General features: G+C 73.4%; 16 protein-coding genes. 1 reads left to right on the top strand and 15 read right to left on the bottom strand.

Annotation, left to right across the window (positions count from 1 at the left end; translation table 11 throughout):
• Nucleotides 1–17: 17 nt before the first annotated feature.
• On the bottom strand, nucleotides 18–2828 hold the full coding sequence (secA, locus tag BJY28_RS00370; protein ID WP_179463841.1) for a preprotein translocase subunit SecA: 2811 nt from the start codon (nucleotides 2826–2828) through the stop codon (nucleotides 18–20).
• 122 nt (nucleotides 2829–2950) lie between these two features.
• On the opposite strand from secA, the gene BJY28_RS00375 reads away from it, so the two are divergent.
• On the top strand, nucleotides 2951–4087 hold the full coding sequence (locus BJY28_RS00375; RefSeq protein ID WP_179461251.1) for a GNAT family N-acetyltransferase: 1137 nt from the start codon (nucleotides 2951–2953) through the stop codon (nucleotides 4085–4087).
• Nucleotides 4088–4215: 128 nt separating this feature from the next.
• Here BJY28_RS00375 and BJY28_RS00380 read toward each other — a convergent pair whose 3' ends face one another.
• The 14 genes from BJY28_RS00380 to BJY28_RS15925 all read right to left on the bottom strand — a co-directional run bounded on the left by BJY28_RS00380 (nucleotide 4216) and on the right by BJY28_RS15925 (nucleotide 19589).
• The gene (locus BJY28_RS00380) at nucleotides 4216–5415 is read right to left on the bottom strand and encodes a DNA glycosylase AlkZ-like family protein (protein ID WP_179461252.1); all 1200 of its coding nucleotides are present in this window, start codon (nucleotides 5413–5415) and stop codon (nucleotides 4216–4218) included.
• Nucleotides 5412–6086, bottom strand: a complete 675-nt coding sequence (locus BJY28_RS00385; RefSeq protein WP_343036875.1) for a response regulator — start codon at nucleotides 6084–6086, stop codon at nucleotides 5412–5414. Before BJY28_RS00385 ends, BJY28_RS00380 begins: the two co-directional genes overlap by 4 nt.
• 127 nt (nucleotides 6087–6213) lie before the next feature.
• On the bottom strand, nucleotides 6214–6867 hold the full coding sequence (gene hpf / locus BJY28_RS00390) for a ribosome hibernation-promoting factor, HPF/YfiA family (protein ID WP_179461253.1): 654 nt from the start codon (nucleotides 6865–6867) through the stop codon (nucleotides 6214–6216).
• Nucleotides 6868–7027: 160 nt separating this feature from the next.
• Entirely contained in the window at nucleotides 7028–7762 is a 735-nt protein-coding gene (locus BJY28_RS00395; protein ID WP_179461254.1) for a ComF family protein, read from the bottom strand.
• Nucleotides 7763–7854: 92 nt separating this feature from the next.
• Nucleotides 7855–9648, bottom strand: coding sequence for an LpqB family beta-propeller domain-containing protein (locus BJY28_RS00400; RefSeq protein ID WP_179461255.1), 1794 nt, complete (start codon nucleotides 9646–9648; stop codon nucleotides 7855–7857).
• The gene (gene mtrB / locus BJY28_RS00405; RefSeq protein ID WP_179461256.1) at nucleotides 9645–11327 is read right to left on the bottom strand and encodes an MtrAB system histidine kinase MtrB; all 1683 of its coding nucleotides are present in this window, start codon (nucleotides 11325–11327) and stop codon (nucleotides 9645–9647) included. Before mtrB ends, BJY28_RS00400 begins: the two co-directional genes overlap by 4 nt.
• A gap of 2 nt (nucleotides 11328–11329) precedes the next feature.
• Nucleotides 11330–12007 carry an MtrAB system response regulator MtrA gene (gene mtrA, locus BJY28_RS00410; RefSeq protein WP_179461257.1) on the bottom strand — a complete coding sequence of 226 codons (678 nt, stop codon included), beginning with the start codon at nucleotides 12005–12007 and terminating at the stop codon, nucleotides 11330–11332.
• Nucleotides 12008–12183: 176 nt separating this feature from the next.
• Entirely contained in the window at nucleotides 12184–13620 is a 1437-nt protein-coding gene (ahcY, locus tag BJY28_RS00415) for an adenosylhomocysteinase (RefSeq protein ID WP_179461258.1), read from the bottom strand.
• Between the two features lie 153 nt (nucleotides 13621–13773).
• A complete protein-coding gene (locus BJY28_RS00420) occupies nucleotides 13774–14769 on the bottom strand; it encodes a DUF808 domain-containing protein (RefSeq protein WP_179461259.1) in 996 nt (331 codons plus the stop codon).
• Nucleotides 14770–14850: 81 nt separating this feature from the next.
• Nucleotides 14851–16257 carry a mycothione reductase gene (locus BJY28_RS00425; protein ID WP_179461260.1) on the bottom strand — a complete coding sequence of 469 codons (1407 nt, stop codon included), beginning with the start codon at nucleotides 16255–16257 and terminating at the stop codon, nucleotides 14851–14853.
• A 106-nt stretch (nucleotides 16258–16363) separates the two neighbouring features.
• Entirely contained in the window at nucleotides 16364–17527 is a 1164-nt protein-coding gene (locus BJY28_RS00430) for an SIS domain-containing protein (protein ID WP_179461261.1), read from the bottom strand.
• A gap of 8 nt (nucleotides 17528–17535) precedes the next feature.
• Nucleotides 17536–17727, bottom strand: coding sequence for a Trm112 family protein (locus BJY28_RS00435; protein ID WP_179461262.1), 192 nt, complete (start codon nucleotides 17725–17727; stop codon nucleotides 17536–17538).
• Between the two features lies 1 nt (nucleotide 17728).
• Entirely contained in the window at nucleotides 17729–19156 is a 1428-nt protein-coding gene (locus tag BJY28_RS00440) for a phosphomannomutase/phosphoglucomutase (protein ID WP_179461263.1), read from the bottom strand.
• 58 nt (nucleotides 19157–19214) lie between these two features.
• Nucleotides 19215–19589, bottom strand: a complete 375-nt coding sequence (locus tag BJY28_RS15925; RefSeq protein WP_343036876.1) for a DUF3499 domain-containing protein — start codon at nucleotides 19587–19589, stop codon at nucleotides 19215–19217.
• Between the last annotated feature and the right edge of the window lie 9 nt (nucleotides 19590–19598).

Here is a 19598-nt window from a genome sequence, read left to right on the forward strand (position 1 = left end):
ACCTGCCAGCGCCAGGCTCAGCGCTTCTTGGCCTTCTTCTTGCTCTTCTTCGCCGCCGCCCGACGCTGGGCGCGGCTGCCGCCGCCGGCGGAGCCCCCTTCGTCGTGCTCCTCGACACCGCCGTCGGCGCTGGGCGCGGAGTAGTGCAGCCGGCGGTTCGCCCGCTCCTCGTCCAGGCCCTTGGCGCGGATCTGCGGACGCTCCTGCTCCGCGGTCGCACCGTCGGCCGCGTCATCGGCGGTCTCTGCGTCGCTCGCGCCGTCCTCGCCGAGCAGCTCGTCGACGCTCTTCGGAGCGGTGCTCGAGGCGGGCACGCTGGGCACCTCGACCTCGGTGTTGAAGAGGTAGCCGACGCTCTCCTCCTTGATCGCGTCGTTCATCGCCTCGAAGAGCCCGAAGCCCTCCCGCTGGTACTCCACGAGCGGGTCGCGCTGGGCCATCGCGCGCAGCCCGATGCCCTCCTTGAGGTAGTCCATCTCGTAGAGGTGCTCGCGCCACTTGCGGTCCAGCACCGAGAGCACCACCCGGCGCTCCAGCTCGCGGGCCACCGGCTCGGTGAGCTCGGCCTCGCGCCGGTCGTAGGCCTCGTGGATGTCGGTGACCGTCTCCTCGCGCAGGTTGGCCGCGTTGAGCTTGGCGATGCCGCCGGCCCGCTCGACCAGCTCCTCCTTGGTGAAGCTGATCGGGTAGACCGCCTTGAGCGCCGTGAAGAGCCGGTCGAGGTCCCAGTCCTCGGAGAAGCCCTCGCCGGTCTCGGCGTCGACGTAGCCGCCGACGACGTCGGTCATGAAGAGGCGCACCTGCTCCTCGAGGTCCTCGCCGCCGAGCACCCGACGACGCTCGTCGTAGACCACCGTGCGCTGCCGGTTGAGCACGTCGTCGTACTTGAGGACGTTCTTGCGGGTCTCGTAGTTCTGCCCCTCGAGCTGGCTCTGCGCGCTCTCGATGGAGCGGGTGAGCATCTTGCCCTCGATCGGGGTGTCGTCGTCGATCTTGGCCGTGGTCATCACCCGGTCGACGAAGCCGGCGTTGAAGAGCCGCATGAGGTTGTCCTGCAGGGAGAGGTAGAAGCGGGACTCCCCAGGGTCGCCCTGACGGCCGGAGCGGCCGCGCAGCTGGTTGTCGATGCGCCGGGACTCGTGGCGCTCGGTTCCCAGGACGTAGAGGCCCCCGAGCTCGGTGACCTCGTCGTGCTCGGCCTCGACCGCCTTCTCGGCGTCCGCCAGCGCCTCGTCCCAGGCCGCCTCGTACTCCTCCGGGGTCTCCTCCGGGTCCAGCCCGCGGGCGCGCAGCTCGGCCACCGCCCGGAACTCGGGGTTGCCGCCGAGCATGATGTCGGTACCCCGACCGGCCATGTTCGTCGCCACCGTGACCGAGCCCTTGCGGCCGGCCTCGGCGATGATCGACGCCTCCCGCTCGTGGTGCTTGGCGTTGAGCACCTCGTGCTTGATGCCGCGCTTCTTCAGCTGGGCCGAGAGGTACTCGCTCTTCTCCACGCTGGTGGTGCCGACGAGGACCGGCTGCCCCTTCTCGTGGCGCTCGACGATGTCGTCGACGACCGCGCCGAACTTGGCCTCCTCGGTCCGGTAGACCAGGTCGGCCTGGTCCTCACGGATCATCGGCTTGTTCGTCCGGATCGGCACGACGCCGAGCTCGTAGATCGAGTTCAGCTCGGCCGCCTCGGTCTGCGCGGTGCCGGTCATCCCGGAGAGGGTGTCGTACATCCGGAAGTAGTTCTGCAGGGTGATCGTGGCCAGGGTCTGGTTCTCGTTCTTGATCTCCACACCCTCCTTCGCCTCGATCGCCTGGTGCATGCCCTCGTTGTACCGACGGCCGGCGAGGATGCGCCCGGTGTGCTCGTCGACGATGAGGACCTCGCCGTCGATGACCACGTAGTCCTTGTCCCGGGTGAAGAGCTCCTTGGCCTTGATGGCGTTGTTGAGGTAGCCGATCAGCGGGGTGTTGACGCTCTCGTAGAGGTTGTCGATGCCCAGCAGGTCCTCGATCTTCTCGATGCCCGGCTCGAGCACCCCGACGGTGCGCTTCTTCTCGTCGACCTCGTAGTCGCCCTTCGCCTCGATCCCCTTCATCGGCTCGGCGCCGTGACCCTTCTCCAGGCGGCGGACCATCTTGGCGAACTCGGTGTACCACTTGGTCGGCTGGTCGGCCGGGCCGGAGATGATCAGCGGGGTGCGGGCCTCGTCGATGAGGATCGAGTCCACCTCGTCGACGATGGCGAAGTTGTGGCCGCGCTGGACGAGCTCGTCGGTGGACCAGGCCATGTTGTCGCGCAGGTAGTCGAAGCCGAACTCGTTGTTCGTGCCGTAGGTGATGTCCTTGGCGTACTCCGCCCGCCGCTGGGCGGGGTTCATCCGGGAGAGGATCACGCCGGTCTCCAGGCCCAGCGCCCGGTGCACCCGGCCCATCAGCTCGGCCTGGTACTCGGCGAGGTAGTCGTTGACGGTGATGACGTGCACGCCCTTGCCGGAGAGCGCGTTGAGGTAGGAGGGCAGGGTCGCGACGAGGGTCTTGCCCTCACCGGTCTTCATCTCGGCGACGTTGCCCATGTGCAGCGCGGCGCCGCCCATGATCTGGACGTCGAAGTGGCGCTTGCCGAGGGTGCGGCGGCTGGCCTCGCGGACGGCGGCGAAGGCCTCCGGGAGCAGGTCGTCGAGGCTCTCGCCGTCCTCGATGCGCTGCTTGAACTTGTCCGTCTCGCCGCGCAGCTCCGCGTCGCTGAGGGCCTCGAAGTCCTCCTCGATGGCGTTGACCTGCTGGGCGATGCCTTCGAGGCGCTTGACGATGCGGCCCTCTCCGGCGCGCAGCATCCGCTCGACGATCTTCACGGGCTGTCTCTCTTCCCTCTACGGCTGGTCTCCGACGGTCCAACGCACACGTCGGGCACGAATATCCCAGGCCACCCTAGTCGTCGCCGACCTAGACTCCCCCGATGGCCGACGAGACACCGCTGCCGCACGCGGTACCGACCCTGGGCGACGGACGGGTCGAGCTGCGCGCGCTGACCGAGGCGGACCTGCCCGCGCTGGTGGAGCAGAGCCGTGACCCGGCATCGGTGCGCTGGACCGGGGTGCCCGACCCCTACGGCCTGGACGACGCCCGGCACTTCCTGGACCTGCACCGCCGCGCCTGGGCCGACGGCTCCGGCGCGTACTGGGCGGTCACGGTCGCCGCCGGCGAGGACGGGCCGGGGCTGCCCTTCGCCGGGCTCATCGACCTGCGCCACCCGCCCGGCGCCGGTCCCGCCTGGGAGCTGGGCTTCGGGCTGCACCCGCAGGCGCGCGGGCGCGGAGTGATGAGCGCCGCGGTGCGGCTGGCCGCGGGCTGGGCCTTCGACCACGGCGCCGCCAGCCTCTACTGGCACACGGAGCGTGGCAACTTCGCCTCGTGGCGGGTGGCCTGGGCGACCGGCTTCACCGACCACGGGCTGCTGCCGGCCCGGGTCCCGGTGCGCGGCGGTGGCGCGGCCAGCGCCTGGTGCGCCTCGCTGCTGCCCGGTCGGCCGATGCGACCGGCCCACCCCTGGCTGGAGGCCCCGGTGCTCGCCGCCGACGGGATCCGGCTGCGCCCGCTGCGGCCGGACGACACCGCGATCGGCGAGCCGCACGACCACCCGCCGCACCACGTCCCGGCCGGCGCCGTGCCGACCCCCGAGACCGTCGAGGACTGGCTGCTGCGTCGCGGTGAGGTGATGGCCCGGGGCACCAGCACCAACTGGTGCATCGCCGACGGCGAGACCGACGAGCCGCTGGGCGAGGTGCTCGTCTTCGTCCGCCACGGCACGCTGGAGGTCGGCGGCACCGCCGAGCTCGGCTACCTGGTCAAGCCCTCGGCCCGCGGTCGGCGGGTCGCGGTGCGGGCCGCCCGGCTGGCCGCCGACCACGCGCTCGCCGCCACCGACGCCGGGGGCCTCGGGCTGCGTCGGCTGCTGGCCGAGACCGCCTCGGACAACCTGGCGAGCAACCGGGTGCTCACCGCGGCCGGCTTCACCCGGTGGGGCGAGGAGGCGCAGGCCGACGCCCCGGACGGCTCGGTGGGCCCGGCGACGCACTGGGAACGTCTCGGCTGAACGGCCGGTGCGGGCGACGGCAGCCGGCCGGTGTACCGACGGCAGCCGGCCGACGCGCCTCGGGCTCGCCCGCAGCCGCTCACCTTCGTCGAACGTCCTCACCTTGCAGGGTGAGGGGCTCCAGCTGCCTAGGGGGTTGGGGGTCGGGGAGTGACGGTGGGGAGGGTGAGGAAGGTGGCCAGCTGGTGCAGCTCGGCGTCCAGCTCGGCGGCGTCGCTGCGGCCACCCCGGCCGGGTTCCCAGGTGACCTGCTGGACCCGCAGCGCCCCGGCGGACCGGTCCGCCTTGAGGTCGATCCGGCCGACGAGCTCCTCGCCGAGCAGGAACGGCAGCACGTAGTAGCCGTGCACCCGCTGCTCGGCCGGGGTGTAGATCTCGATGCGGTAGCGGAAGCCGAAGATGCGCTCCACCCGCGGCCGGTACCAGACCAGCGAGTCGAAGGGCGAGAGCAGCGCCCGGGCCTGCACCCGCCGCGGGCGCCGGGCCGCCGGGTCGAGGACGGCCGGACGCGGCCAGCCGTCGACCTCCACCGGCAGCAGCTCGCCGGCGGCGACCAGCCGCTGCAGCGCCGGCTCGGTGCGGTCCCGGCGGGTGCGGAAGTAGTCCGCGACGTCGGCGGCGTCGGCCACGCCCATCGCCCGGACCGCGATCCGGGCGAGCTCGTCGTAGGCCGCGTCCGGGTCCGGCCAGGCGTCCCGGTCCAGCCACCGCTCCCGCTGCTCCGGCGGAGCCACCCGGCCCAGCCCGGCGTAGCGCCGCTCGAACTGGCTGGTGCGGCCCGCCGAGGAGATCCGGCCGGCCCAGAAGAGGTGCTCCAGCGCGTTCTTCACCAGCGACCAGTTCCAGCCCCAGTGCTCCCCCTTCGGCCCGCGTTCGTGACCCAGGGCGGCCTCCAGCTGGCGGGCGGTGCGCGGCGGACCGGAGGCGACCTCGTCCAGGACCGCGGCCACGAGCTCAGGGTGCTCCCGCTGGACGCGCTGGATCCCGCCCCAGGAGCCGTCCTCGGCCCGCCGCATCCGCGGGTGCTCCATGAGCGGCCAGGTCGACGGCGGCAGCAGGCTCGCCTCGTGCGCCCAGTACTCGACCATGCGCCGGGGCGCCCGGTCGCGCATCCGGTCCAGCAGCGCCGGGTCGTAGGGACCCAGGCGGGAGAAGAACGGCAGGTAGTGGCTGCGGGCGAGCACGTTGACGCTGTCGATCTGGACGAGCCCGACGGTCTCCAGCACCCGGATCAGGTCCCGGGTGGTGACCGCGTGCCCGGGACGCGGGCGAGCCAGTCCTTGCGCGGCGATCGCGATCCGGCGGGCGGCCCCGGGGCTGAGCCTCACGCGTCCTCGGCGTGGGCGATCGGCACCAGTCCGGTGCGCATCGCCCAGGCCGCCGCCTCCACCCGCGAGGAGAGCTCGAGCTTCTCCAGGATGGAGCGCACGTGGTTCTTCACGGTGAACTCGCTGATGTAGAGGCGCTCGCCGATCTCCTTGTTGCGCAGGCCGGCGGCGACGAGGGTGAGCACCTCGATCTCCCGCTCGGTCAGCACCGACCACGGGTCCACCGGCGCGGGCCGGCTCAGCGCCGCGAACTCGGCCAGCAGCGACCCGGCGATCCGGGGGTGGATCAGCGAGTCGCCGGCGGCCACCCGCCGCACCGCCTCGCCCAGCTCGTCCGGGGGACCCTCCTTGAGCAGGTAGCCGACCGCCCCGGCCCGCACGGCGGCGAAGAGGTCCTCACGGGCGTCGCTGGTGGTCAGCATGATCACCCGCAGCCCGGGGTGCTCGGCGATCGCCCGGGCGCAGATCTCCGGTCCGGCCATGCCGGAGATGTTGAGGTCGAGCAGCATGACGTCCGGGCTCGCGGTGGAGAGCACGTCCAGCGCGGTGGGGCCGTCGTCCGCCTCGCCCACGACGAGGATGCCCTCGTCCGCCGAGAGGAAGCTCTTCAGCCCCTCCCGGTAGAAGACGTGGTCGTCGACGACGACGACACGGATCGGCCCAGCCCCCACTGCTCTTCCTCCCGCCACGCTCAGACAACCCCCGACGACCCATTGTGCTCCCGACCACACCCCGACCGCTGGCGATCGGGCAGATCGGTCGCGGGACGACCCTCGGGCCGCCCCGCGACCGACGGGCTCAGCCGCCCGCGCTGGCCGCCGGCTCGACGCCGTTGCCGGCCGCCGGGTCGACCTCGAGGTGGATCACGCCGTAGGACCAGCCGCGACGGCGGTAGACGACGCTCGGCCGGTCCAGCTCGACGTCGTGGAAGAGGTAGAAGTCGTGACCGACGAGCTCCATGTCGCGAACCGCGTCGGCCAGGGTCATCGGGCTGGTCTCGTGCACCTTCTCGCGCACCTCGACCGGGCTGTCACCCTGCGAGCCGAAGCGGTCCGGCTGCTCCGGCTCGGTCTCCTCGAAGGACTCCGGGGTGACCACCGGCAGGTCGGCGGTGGCCTCGGCGACCGACAGCCGTCGGCGCCGGTCGCGTCGCACGTTGCGCTTGTCGTGGGCCCGGCGCAGCCGCTCGATGAGCTTGTCGGCGGCCATGTCCACCGCGGCCTGACGGTCGTCGTGGGCCGCCTCGGCCCGGATGACCGGGCCCTTGGAGCGGCAGGTGATCTCGACCCTCTCGCTGGCCTTGGCCTGGCGGGGGTTGGGCTCGTGGCTGACGAGCACCTCGATCCGCTGCACCCTCGGCTCCAGCTGGGGCACCTTCTCCAGCTTGCTGTCGAGGTAGTCGCGCAGGCGGTCGGACACGTTGACGTGTCGTCCGGTCACAGCAATTTCCACGGTGGTCCTCCTCGGACGTCGGTGACGAGACTCAGCGCCTGGCCGGGGCGTGCGGGCCGCCGCACCACCTCCCGCCGAGGTCGCCGTCGCCGTCCGAGGACGCGACGAGCCCCTCTGCCGTGCCGGCGGTGCCGGTGAGCGAGGGGCCCATGACGACACGTTAGTCCCCCGACCGCGTCGGGGACAGGTTTCCGCCGGAACCGGCCGCGCCGCCGCGCCACGGGGTGGCCGCCAGGGCGGCCAGCGTCACCTCGCCCGCCCCAGCCGCGAGCAGCACCCGACGGGCCTCGGCCAGGGTGGCCCCGGAGGTGACCACGTCGTCGACGACCACCAGCCGGGAACCGCGCACGTCCGCCCCGCCGGCCACCCGCAGGGCACCGTCGAGGTTGCCGCGGCGGGCCGCCGCCCCCAGGCCGGCCTGGTCGGCCACCACCCTGCCCGGCCGCAGCAGCGGCCGCACCGCGGGCTCGCCGTCGAGCCGGCGGGCGGCCCGGCGCACCATCGTCTCGACCGGCGCGTCCCCGCGGCGCCGCCGGTTGGCCGCGGACGAGGGCGCCGGCACCAGCACCGCCGGGCCGGGACCGAGCTGCTCGATCGCGCGCCGCACCGGCTCGCTGAGCAGCCGTCCCAGCACCGGCAGCAGGTCGCGGCGCTCACCGTCCTTGGCCGAGCGGACCAGGCGCGCGCCCACCCCCGCGTAGGTGAGCATCGCGTGGCAGCCCGGCCATCCCGGCGGGGGCGGTCGAGGGTGCACCGGCACCGGCGGCAGGGCGGCCCGCGCCAGCTCGTCCCGGCAGCCGGCGCAGAGCAGCGCCCCCGGGCACCCGCAACCGGCGCAGGTCAGCGGGACGACGAGCTCGACCGCGGCGAGCAGCGACGATCCGGATCCGTCCATGGCCCCAGGTTGGCGCCCGGCCCGGCACCCCGCCCGCTCGCTCACGGGGTCGTGGACGGGCCGCCGCCCGGGCGACGGGCTGTGGACGAGCCTCAGGAGCCCCCGACGACGACGTCGTCGATGGCGGTCAGCTCGCGCCAGCTCGACCCGGTGCGGATCCAGCAGGTGCCCCGGGCGTTGCCGAGCACGATGTCCCGCTCGCCGCCGATGGTGGTCACCTCCACGGCGCCGCCCCTCGGCGTCATCTCGCGCAGCTCGCCACCGACGTCGACGAGGTAGGGCATCACGGTGCGCTGGGTGTGGTCGCGGCCGATCACCGCCAGCGTGGTCTCGCCGACCCAGACCACGTCCCGGATCTCGACCAGCAGCGCCGCCACCCGCAGCGGCCGCTGGGAGAGCCCGGTCGGCAGCCGGTTGGCGCTGCGCTCGACGCCGACGACCTCGAGCACGCTGGCCCCGCCGTCCGGGGCGGACACCAGCGCCAGCCGGCTGCCCTCCGGCGAGACCGCCGCGGCCTGCACGAGCCGGTCCTCCAGCCAGCCGCTGGGCAGCGCCTGCGGCGCCGAGGCCTGCTCGTCGGTGACGTCGGCGGCGGAGTTCACCGACCAGATGTGGTTGCCCTCCTCGGTGCCCAGGCCGTGCCCGGCCAGCCAGAGCACCCCGTGCACGTCGTAGCCGGGGCGGACCAGATCCCGGGCGAAGGAGGGCACCGGCACGATGGACCCGTCGTCGCGCCAGCGGGAGAGCTCGGTGCCCTGGGCGCTGACCGCGGCGACCTCGGCCGCGTCGGTGGACAGGGCCAGGTGCCGCCACCGGGTGGGCACCTCGGCGAAGTCGGAGTCGCGACCGGCCAGCCGCTTGCGGTCCAGGGAGGTGAGCCGGTCGTCGTCCACCCCGACGAGGTGGTCGCCGACCCGGACCATCACCGGCCGCTCGCTGGGGCGCGGGTCGACGTAGTCGAGCTGCTCGGCGGTGGTCAGCGGCGCCTGCACCCCGCTGAGCTCGATGCTGGCCCCGCCGACCGTGACGTTGACCTCGCTGACGTCCGGCAGCTGCATGAGGGTGGCCACCAGCTGGGCGACGAGCTGACGGCGGTCGGTGGCGTCGGCGGAGAGCGACTCCGGCTTGAGGTCCACCCCGGCCACGCCGTCGGTGACCGGGACCGAGTCGACGATGAGCTCGGCCCCGTCGTCGCTGCGCACCGCCCCGGTGAGGTACTCCGGCACCCCGCCGAGCTGGGCGCGGGTGAGCCGGGTGGCCTGCTGGTCGACCGGGATCCAGCGCAGGTCGGCCACCAGCCGGTTCCACACCACGGCCGGGTAGTGCACCGGGTAGGCCCGGTACATCCGGCTCACCTCGTAGCTGGGGACGACCCGTCCGAAGCCCTGCTGCAGCTCGCCGATGCGCCAGCTTCCCTCGATCCGGGTCAGCCCGAAGTCGAAGGTGGCGCTGTCGTAGGGCGCGCCGACCGTGTAGCGCGCGTCGCTGTCGATCCGGGCGGACACCCGCAGGGTCACCCGGTAGCGACCGTCGCCGAGCTCGGAGATGGCCGGGGTGCCGGAGTAGACGACGGTCTGGGAGTCCGGCAGCCAGGCGTCGGCCGCCTCGTCGGTGAGGAACTCGCGCGGCACCCGCAGCTCGGGCCCGGTGGCCTTGCCGGCGCGCATGAAGCCGCGGATGGTCTCCATCGGCCCGTCGCCGGCCTGCGGCCCCGGCGGCAGGTAGCGCACCACCCGCGGCTCGGCGTCGATGTCCAGCCCGGGACGGATCGTCTGGTCCGCCTCCAGGCCGCAGCCGGCCAGCCCGCCGAGCGCGCCGAGCCCGAGCACGCCGCGGCGGGTCAGCCGCCACCCGGCGGCGCCTCCCGGGCGATCCGGCCCGGTCACGGCACGGCCTCGGCGAGGTCCCCCTCGCGCGGGGTCAGCGGCAGCGGCGCCTCGCCGATCGAGCCGCCCCCGCGGCGCGGGAGGGTGAGCCGGAAGCGGGAGCCGTTGCCGGGCTCGCCCCACGCCTGCAGCCAGCCGTGGTGCAGCCGGGCGTCCTCCAGCGAGATGGCCAGGCCCAGACCGGTGCCGCCGGTGGTCCGGGTGCGGGCGGGGTCCGCCCGCCAGAAGCGGTTGAAGACGAGCGAGCCCTCGCCCGGTCGCAGCCCCACCCCGTGGTCCTCGACGACGACCGCCACGGCGTCCTCGTTCGCGGCCACCCAGACGTCCACCGGCCGCCCTTCGCCGTGCTCGACCGCGTTAACCACGAGGTTGCGCAGGATCCGCTCCACCCGCCGGGTGTCCACCTCGGCGACCGCCTCCCCCGGTCCGGGGCCGTGGATCCGGACCTCGCTGCCGGCCGCCTCGGCGATCGACCCGGCCGCGGTGACGACCCGCTCGATCATCGGCACCAGGTCGGTGGGGTCCTGCTCCAGGACCGCGGCGCCGGCGTCGTAGCGGCTGATCTCGAGGAGGTCGGCCAGCAGCGCCTCGAAGCGGTCCAGCTCGGTGCTCAGCAGCTCGGCCGAGCGGGCCGAGACCGGGTCCAGCTCGTCCTTGGAGGAGTCGAGCACGTCGGCCGCCATCCGGATCGTGGTCAGCGGGGTGCGCAGCTCGTGGGAGACGTCCGAGACGAAGCGCTGCTGCACCCGGGAGAGGCCCTCGAGCTGGCGGATCTGGGTCTGCAGGTTGTCGGCCATCTCGTTGAAGGAGCGACCGAGCTGGGCGAGGTCGTCGTGGCCCCGGGCGGACATCCGCTCGTTGAGGTCGCCGCCGGCCAGCCGGGTGGCCACCTCCGCCGCCCGGCGCACCGGGGAGACCACCGTGCGGGTGACCACGTAGGCGATGGCCGAGACGAGCAGGATGAGGAAGGCGGAGCCGAGCAGGAAGGACCGGGAGATGACGTCCAGGGTGCTCTGCTCCTGGTCCATCGGGTAGATCATGTAGAGGTCGTAGGGCCCGGCCGGCGAGATCGTCACCTGGGAGCCGACGACCACCGCGGGCACCCGGTCGGTCTCCCCGGCCTCGTCGTCGATGACCGCCTGCGGCTGCTCGTCGAGGGTGCGCTCGAGGTCGATGGTCGTGGTCTGCTGCCGCTCCGGGTCGGCGCTGACCGCCTCGCGCAGCGCCGGCGGGATGTCCTCCAGGCCCACCCCGGAGCCGGTGATCGTCGTGCCCAGCTGCAGCGGGGTCTCGTTGTCCAGGCTGCGGGTGAGGATGACGTACCGGCTGGTGTCCCCGTCCGGTGGCGCCAGGCTCTGCCGGACCACGGTCCCGGCGTTCTCGGCGAGGTCGTCCTCGTTGTCGTTGCGGTCGCTCTCGTCGAAGAGGTTCTGCGCCTCGATGGTCAGCTGGCGCGCCTCCGCCTGGGAGATCTCGATGCGGTCGTCGACCAGGCCGTCGGCGATGCTGCGGTACATCGAGACGCTGATCACCGACACCGTGGCGAGCCCGAGGACGAGCGTGGTGGCGACCACCCGGAACTGCAGGCTGCGCCGCCAGAGGCCGACGAGCCGCTTGGCCAGCCGCGTGGCCGGGTTGTCCGACCGCGACCGCTCCGGTGCCTGCGTCGCGGTCGACATGCTCAGGCGGACCCGGCCTTGTACCCGACGCCGCGCACCGTGACGACGATCTCCGGGTGCTCCGGGTCGTGCTCGATCTTGCTGCGCAGCCGCTGCACGTGGACGTTGACCAGGCGGGTGTCGCCGGCGTGCCGGTAGCCCCACACCTGCTCCAGCAGCACCTCGCGGCTGAAGACCTGCCAGGGCTTGCGGGCGAGCGCCACGAGCAGGTCGAACTCCAGCGGGGTGAGCGCCAGCGGCTCCTGGCCGCGCATCACCGAGTGGCCGGCGACGTCGATGGTCAGGTCGCCGATGGTCAGCCGCTCCGGCTCGGGGTCGTCGCCGCGGCGCAGCCGGGCGCGCAGCCGGGCGATGAGCTCCTGCGGCTTGAAGGGCTTGAGGATGTAGTCGTCGGCGCCGGCCTCCAGACCGACGACGACGTCGACGGTGTCGGTGCGGGCGGTGAGCATGACGATCGGGACCCCGGACTCGGCGCGGATCCGGCGGCAGATCTCGATGCCGTCCAGGCCGGGCAGCATGACGTCCAGCAGGACGAGGTCCGGGCGGGCCTGGTGGAAGGTGTCCAGGGCCTGCGAGCCGTCGCCGACGTGCGAGACCTCCAGCCCCTCCTTGCGCAGCACGATCCCGAGCATCTCGGCCAGTGCCTGGTCGTCGTCGACGACGAGGACGCGTCCCTTCACCTGGGTCTCCCTCTCCGTGCCATGGGCGTTCTCCGGGCCGGGGTCAGTGTCCCACAGGGGACGCGGACCTCCTGGGGTGCCACGCGCGACGGGGGTGTCCCGGGCGCTGTGCCCGGGACACCCCCGTCGTGGTGCGCTGGTCGGCGCCGTCCAGCGCCCTCCAGCACCGGTGACGCTCAGTAGCGGTAGTGCTCCGGCTTGTACGGACCGGCCACGTCCACCCCGAGGTACTCGGCCTGCGCCTTGCTCAGCTCGGTCAGCTCGACGCCGAGGGCGTCGAGGTGCAGCCGGGCCACCTTCTCGTCGAGGTGCTTGGGCAGGGTGTAGACCTCGTTGGCGTACTCGTCGGTCTTGGTGAAGATCTCGATCTGCGCGATGGTCTGGTTCGCGAAGGAGTTGCTCATCACGAAGCTGGGGTGACCGGTCGCGTTGCCGAGGTTCATCAGGCGGCCCTCGGACAGCACGATGATCGAGCGGCCGTCGGGGTAGGTCCACTCGTGGACCTGCGGCTTGATCTCGGTCTTGGTGATGCCCTCGGTGCGGGCCAGCCCGGCCATGTCGATCTCGTTGTCGAAGTGGCCGATGTTGGCGACGATCGCCTTGTTCTTCATCTGCGCCATGTGCTCGGCGGTGATGACGTCGTAGCAGCCGGTGGTGGTGACGAAGATGTCGCCCTGGCCGACGACGTCCTCGAGGCGGGCGACCTGGTAGCCCTCCATCGAGGCCTGCAGCGCGCAGATCGGGTCGATCTCGGTGACGATCACCCGGGCGCCCTGGCCGGCGAGGCTCTCCACGCAGCCCTTGCCGACGTCGCCGTAGCCGCAGACCACGGCGACCTTGCCGCCGATGAGCACGTCGGTGGCCCGGTTGAGGCCGTCGATCAGGCTGTGCCGGCAGCCGTACTTGTTGTCGAACTTGCTCTTGGTGACCGAGTCGTTGACGTTGATCGCCGGGAAGATCAGCTCGCCGGCCTCGGCCAGCTGGTAGAGCCGGTGCACACCGGTGGTGGTCTCCTCGGTGACGCCCTTGATCTGCTTGGCGATCTCGGTCCACTTCGTCGGGTCGGACTCCATGGTGCGGCGCACCAGCGCCTTGAAGACGGTGAACTCCTCGGCGTCGTCCTCGGTGGTCGGCGGGACCTGCCCGGCCTCCTCCCACTGCCGGCCCTTGAGCACGAGCATGGTGGCGTCGCCGCCGTCGTCGAGGATCATGTTCGGCCCGTCGTTGCCGGGCCAGGTGAGGATCTGCTCGGTGCAGCTCCAGTACTCCTCGAGGGTCTCGCCCTTCCAGGCGAAGACCGGGACGCCCTGCAGGTCGTCGGCGCTGCCGTTCGGGCCGACGACGACCGCGGCGGCGGCCTCGTCCTGGGTGGAGTAGATGTTGCAGGAGGCCCAGCGGACCTCGGCGCCGAGCGCGGTGAGGGTCTCGATGAGGACGGCGGTCTGCACGGTCATGTGCAGCGAGCCGGCGATCTTCGCCCCGGCCAGCGGCTGCGAGGCACCGAACTCCTCGCGCAGGCTCATCAGGCCCGGCATCTCGTGCTCGGCCAGACGGATCTGGTGGCGGCCGGCCTCGGCGAGGCCCAGGTCGGCGACCTTGTAGTCGAAGGACACGTCAAAGCTCCTTGGGTTCGTGGTGGCTGACGCGGCGTCGCCCGTCCGGGCCGCTGGGGTCATCACCCACGCCGGCGGCTCCCAGTGTAGACGGCAGCCCGCGCACCGGCCGGACCCGCGCCGGTGGGGGACGCGGCGGTCGGGTGCCGGGGCTCAGCCGGCCCGGGCGGTCCCGGCCTCGTCGTGCTCGCCGCCGTCGTGCTCCCCGTCGTCGCCACGACCGATCGGCAGCACGTGCATCACCGCGACGATGACCGCGCCCCAGGCGAGGCCGAGGAGGAAGGAGAAGAAGGTGTTGGTGAGCCACCCGAGCACCCAGCCGAGGGCACCGGTGGCCTCGGCCACCCCTTCCTCGAGGTGGTGCACCCACTCGTAGGGCTGCGGCAGCCAGCCGGTCTCCTCCAGTCCCACGAGGATGATGTGGCCGCCGACCCAGAGCATGGCGACGGTGCCGATCACCGAGATCGCCGCGAGCACCTTGGGCATGGCCTTGACCAGCCCGCGCCCGAGGCTCTCGGTGGACTCCTTCTCGGCCAGGCGCAGCCCGATGTCGTCCATCTTGACGATGGCCGCGACGACCCCGTAGACGACCGCGGTGATGAGCACGGCGACCACGGCGAGGATGACCGCCCGCGAGACGAAGCCCTCGTCGGCGACCTCCTTGAGCGCGATCACCATGATCTCGGCGGAGAGGATGAAGTCGGTGCGGATCGCGTTGGAGGTGACCCGCTCCTCCTGGGCGGCGGCGCCCTCCCCCTGCGCGGCGACCGGCTCGGCGTGGCCGCCCTCGTGCCCGGAGACCTTCTCCCAGATCTTCTCCGCGCCCTCGTAGCAGAGGTAGGAGCCACCGATCATGAGGATCGGCTCGATGATCCAGGGCAGGAACTGGCTCAGCAGCAGCGCCGCCGGGAGGATGAAGAGCAGCTTGTTGCGGATGCTGCCCGTGGCGATCTTCCGGATCATCGGCAGCTCGCGGTCCGGCTTCACCCCTTCGAGGTACTGGGGGGTGACCGCGGTGTCGTCGACGACGACCCCGGCGGACTTGGCGCTGGCCCGGCCGGCGGCCGCGGCGACGTCGTCGACGCTGGCGGCGGCCAGCCGGGCGAGCGCCGCGATGTCGTCGAGCAGCGCGAAGAGACCGCCGCTCATCGCCGGGCCCCCGTCGGGGCAGCGGTGGGCGCGGCGGGGAGGTCTCGCTCGGTCAGCACGGGCACGAGGGTAGCCGCCCGCTCAGGACGGCAGGCTCTCGGACACGTGCGGGTCCATCTGCTCCAGCAGCCCGAGGATCGCGTTCTCGGCCACCTCGGTCAGCGCCGGGTGGATCCAGTACTGGCCACGGGCCACCTCGGTCAGCGGGGTGCCCAGCGACATCGCCTGGATCAGCGGCTGGATGATCACCGAGGCCTGGGGGCCCACCAGGTGCGCGCCGAGCAGCGCTCCGGTGCGCCGGTCGCCGACGAGCACGCACCGGCTGGTCTCGTCCTCCAGCGCCCAGCCGTAAGCGGTGGCACCGTAGTCCTGGACGTACCGGACGACGTCGTGGCCGGCCTCCTGCGCCTGGGCCGTGGTCATGCCCACCGCGGCGACCTGGGGGTGGGTGAAGACCGCCGAGGGGACCGCGTCCAGCCGGAAGGAGCGCAGGTCGTCGGGGTGGGCGAGGTTGTGCGCGACCACCCGGGCCTGCTGGTTGGCCACGTGCTTGAGCTGCTCCGGCGAGCAGACGTCGCCCAGCGCCCACACCCCGTCGGCGGTGGTGCGCCCGTGGCCGTCGACGACGACCCGGCCGTCGGGGTGCAGGTCGATCCCGGCGGCGTCGCAGCCCAGCCCCTCGGTGCTGGGCGCGCGCCCGACCGCCACGAGCACCTCGTCCACCGTCACGGTGCTGCCGTCGCTGAGCGAGGCCACGACGCCGGCGTCGCCCTGCTCGAGCCCGGTGACCTCCACCCCGGTGCGCAGGTCCCAGGCGTCGGCGGCGGCGGCGTCGACGGCCTGGTGCACCTCGGTCTCGTGGTGACGGAGCATCCCGTCACCACGCACCGCGAGCGTCACCCGGGTGCCGAGGGAGCCGAAGACGTGCGCCATCTCGGCGGCGATGAAGCCGCCACCGACGATCAGCAGCCGCTCCGGCAGCGCGGGAAGGCGCATGATCGTGTCCGAGGTGTGCACCGGGACCGACGAGGCGGCGATCGCCGGGGGCAGCACGGCGTGGGCGCCGGCGGCGACGACGACCTGGTCACCGGTGACCTCGACCGGGCCCTCGGGCAGGTCGACGACCAGGGACCGCTCCCCGACGAAGCGGGCGTGCCCCCGGTAGAGGGTGGTGCGTTCGCCGTCGCGGCGGTACTCCTCCCCGGACGCCGCGATCGGGTCGATCCGGCCGAAGATGCGGTCCCGGATCGCCGGCCAGTCGGCGCCGTCGAAGGTGGTGGCGATGCCGAGGCGGTCGTTGTGGGCCGCCTCGTCGGCCCGGTCGGCCGGGAGCACGAACATCTTCGTGGGGATGCAGCCGACGTTGAGGCAGGTCCCGCCGAAGTGCGGGCCGCCCTCGATGATCGCGACGTCCCGCTCGGCCAGGCGCCGGGTGACCAGGCTGTTGCCCGAGCCGGAGCCGATGATGACGATGTCGTGGTGCGGCATGGAGCTCCTCGGTGCTGGCGGCGCTGGTCGGGGTCGGGGCTGGTAGCGGGCGGGTCGGGGCGGTTTGCGGTCGGGTTCGGGCGGGTCGCAGACGGACGGGTCGGGCTCAGTCGAGCGGCGGCAGCGGCGCCGCCGGGTCGAGGCTGTGACCGATCCCGAGGTACACGCTGGCCAGGTCGACCAGAGCGGTGAGCCCGGCCACCCGTTCCAGGGCGTGCCCGGGCTCCGCGTGCTGCTCGATGACCCGGGTGCCGGTGGCGGCGGCGCGCTCACGCACGCTCTGGGCCCGGTTGTGCCGGGCGCGCTCCCCCTCGTCCGCCTCGGGCCCCGGCACCGGGTCGCGCAGCAGCAGCAGACCCACCGGGGTGCCGACGGGCTCGTCGAGGTAGGGGTCGGCGAAGATGTCCCGGCCGCCGTCCGGAGCGGTCCCGGAGCCGGCCATCGGACCGTCGAGGCAGGCCAGCACGGGGGCCGCCTCGTCCGGCAGCCAGCCCCAGGCGCCGGGCGTGCGTGCGGTGCGCGCCAGCATGGTGCTGGCCCGGCGTGCGGCCACCCCGGTCACCTCGCCGTCGCCCAGGGTCAGCGGGACGATCTCGGCCAGGTCGGCGGCCAGCGACTTCGCCGGGTTGACGACGCTGTCGGCGTCCGGGCGGCAGGCCTGCGCCTGCCCGTCCAGGCGGTCGGCGACCCGGTCGAGCAGCCCCCCGGGCAACGTCGCCAGCCCGGCGTCGGCGACCGCGAGCAGGACCGGCGTCGCCAGCCCCCAGAGCGCGGTGCGGGAGTGCCCGGCCACGGTGGTCGGGTCGAGGGGCACATGGGTGCCGCGCGCGTCCGCGGCCGCCTCGGCCAGCGGGCCGCCGGCCGCCCCCACGGTGAGCAGGTGGGCCCCGCGACGGGCGGCCTCACGGGCCTGGCCGAGCGGTCCGGAGGCCGTGCCGGAGAGGGAGACCGCGACGACCAGGTCGAGCGGACCCACCCAGCCGGGCAGCGGACCGCTGCCGCCGAGGGAGAGCGGCACGGCACCGGTCCGGCCCAGCACCAGCTGCAGCAGACCGGCCACCCCGTCCGAGGCGCCGACGGCGGCGAGGTGCACCGCCCGGGGCCGCTCCCCGCCGGTGACCCGTCCGTCGGCGACGCCGGCCTCGCGGGCGACCGAGCCCGCCCGGCGCACCTGGGCACCCGCGGTGGCCAGGGCACGCAGCATGTCCGTGCGGTCGATCGCCGCACGCTGCCGGGGGTCGTCCAGCCGGCTCTCGTCGAGAGGGGTCATCGGACCGCTCAGCCCGGGCGCCGGGCCTCGTCCACGAGCAGCACCGGGATCCCGTCCTCGACCCGGTAGACCAGGCCGCAGCTCTCCCCGGTGCAGGCCAGCTCGGGGCCGGACCCGCCGTCCTGGTCGCGCAGCTGCGACCGGCAGGCCGGGCAGCGCAGGATCTCGCGCAGCCAGGGGTCGATGGTCGTTCCGCTCATCTCAGGCCTTCCGGATCAGGGCGAGCACGTCGTCACGCACCCGCGCCATCGTCTCGTCGTCGCCGGCCTCGACGTTGAGGCGCAGCAGCGGCTCGGTGTTGCTCGGCCGCAGGTTGAACCACCACATGGCGCTGTCGGCACCGCCGTCGTGACGGACCGTGAGGCCGTCGACCTCCTCGATCCGCACCCCTTCGTCACCCTCGTGGGCCGACCGGACCGCGGCAGCGACCGCGGCGGCATCGGCGACCTCGGAGTTGATCTCCCCGGAGGCCGGGTAGCGGCTGTAGGGGGCCATCACCTCGCTGAGCGGTGCGTCGCTCTCGCCGAGCGCGGCCAGCACGTGCATCGCCGCCAGCATGCCGGTGTCGGCGAACCAGAAGTCGCGGAAGTAGTAGTGCGCGCTGTGCTCGCCGCCGAAGACGGCGTCGTGCTCGCTCATCACCGCCTTGACGAAGGAGTGCCCGACCCGGGTGATCACCGGCCGTGCCCCCTTCTCCCGGATGATCTCGGGCACGGCGGCGGAGGTGATCGCGTTGTGCACCACCGCGACCTGGTCGGCGGTGGCGCCGGCCGCGACCTCGCGGGCGATCTCGCGGTCGGCGATCATCGCGGTGATCGCGCTGGGGCTGACCGGGTCGCCCTTCTCGTCGACGACGAAGCAGCGGTCCGCGTCGCCGTCGAAGGCCAGGCCGATGTCCGCGCCGTGGGTGCGCACCCGGGCCTGCAGGTCGACGAGGTTGCGCGGGTCCAGCGGGTTGGCCTCGTGGTTGGGGAAGGTGCCGTCCAGCTCGAAGAACATCGGGTCGAGGGTCAGCGGCAGCTCCGGCAGCCCGGCGTCGGTGCCGAGCACGGCCGGGGCGGTCAGGCCGGCCATCCCGTTACCGGCGTCGACGGTGACCCGCAGCGGGCGGCTGGCGGAGAGGTCGACCCGCTCGCGCAGGAAGGCGGCATAGTCGGCCAGCAGGTCGCGGTGGGTCACGCTGCCGGCGGTGACCCCGTCGAAGCCGCTGACGCCGTCGTCGAGCAGCTGCTGCGCCCGGTCCCGGATGTCGAAGAGGCCGGAGTCCTGGCCGACGGGTCGGGCTCCGGCGCGGCACAGCTTGATGCCGTTGTAGCGGGCCGGGTTGTGGCTGGCGGTGAACATCGCGCCCGGCAGGTCCAGCGCCCCGGAGGCGTAGTAGAGGCCGTCGGTGCTCGCCAGGCCGATGAGCACCGCGTCGCAGCCACGGGCGGCTGCCCCGCGGGCGAAGGCCTCGACGAGCTCCGGCGAGCTGGGACGCATGTCGTGGCCGACGACCACCGACCCGTGGTCGTGCGCGACGACCTCGGCGAAGGCCGCGCCCAGGGCCCAGGAGACGTCGATGTTCAGCTGGTCGGGCACGAGGCCCCGGACGTCGTAGGCCTTGATGAAGTCGGAGAGCGTGGTCACGCAGGTCAGCGTAGTTGGCGCGAACCGGCCGGGCTGCTCGCGGGCGAGGCGCGCCGGGTCAGTCGCGGTCGCGCAGCACCCGCAGGTGGCCGCGCCGGCTCGTCTCGTGCACGCTCTCCGGCTCCTCGCGCGCCGGCACGGCACGGGGCGTCGCGGCCGCCGGGTGCTCGGGGCGGCGGCGGACGACCTCGGCGAGCGCCACCAGGTCGTCGTGGGTGGCCGGAGCGGGCTGGTCGGTGGACAGGCGCACCACCTCCCAGCCGCGCGGGGCGGTCAGCCGGGCGGAGTGGTCCTCGCAGAGGTCGTAGGCGTGCGGCTCGGCGTAGGTGGCCAGCGGGCCGAGCACCACGGTCGAGTCGGAGTAGACGTAGGTCAGCGTGGCCGCCGCCGGGCGGGTGCAGGCGGAGCGGGAGCACTGACGGGTGAGAGCCACCACGGCACT

Source organism: Janibacter alkaliphilus (genome assembly GCF_013408565.1).
GTDB classification, from domain to species: domain Bacteria; phylum Actinomycetota; class Actinomycetes; order Actinomycetales; family Dermatophilaceae; genus Janibacter; species Janibacter alkaliphilus.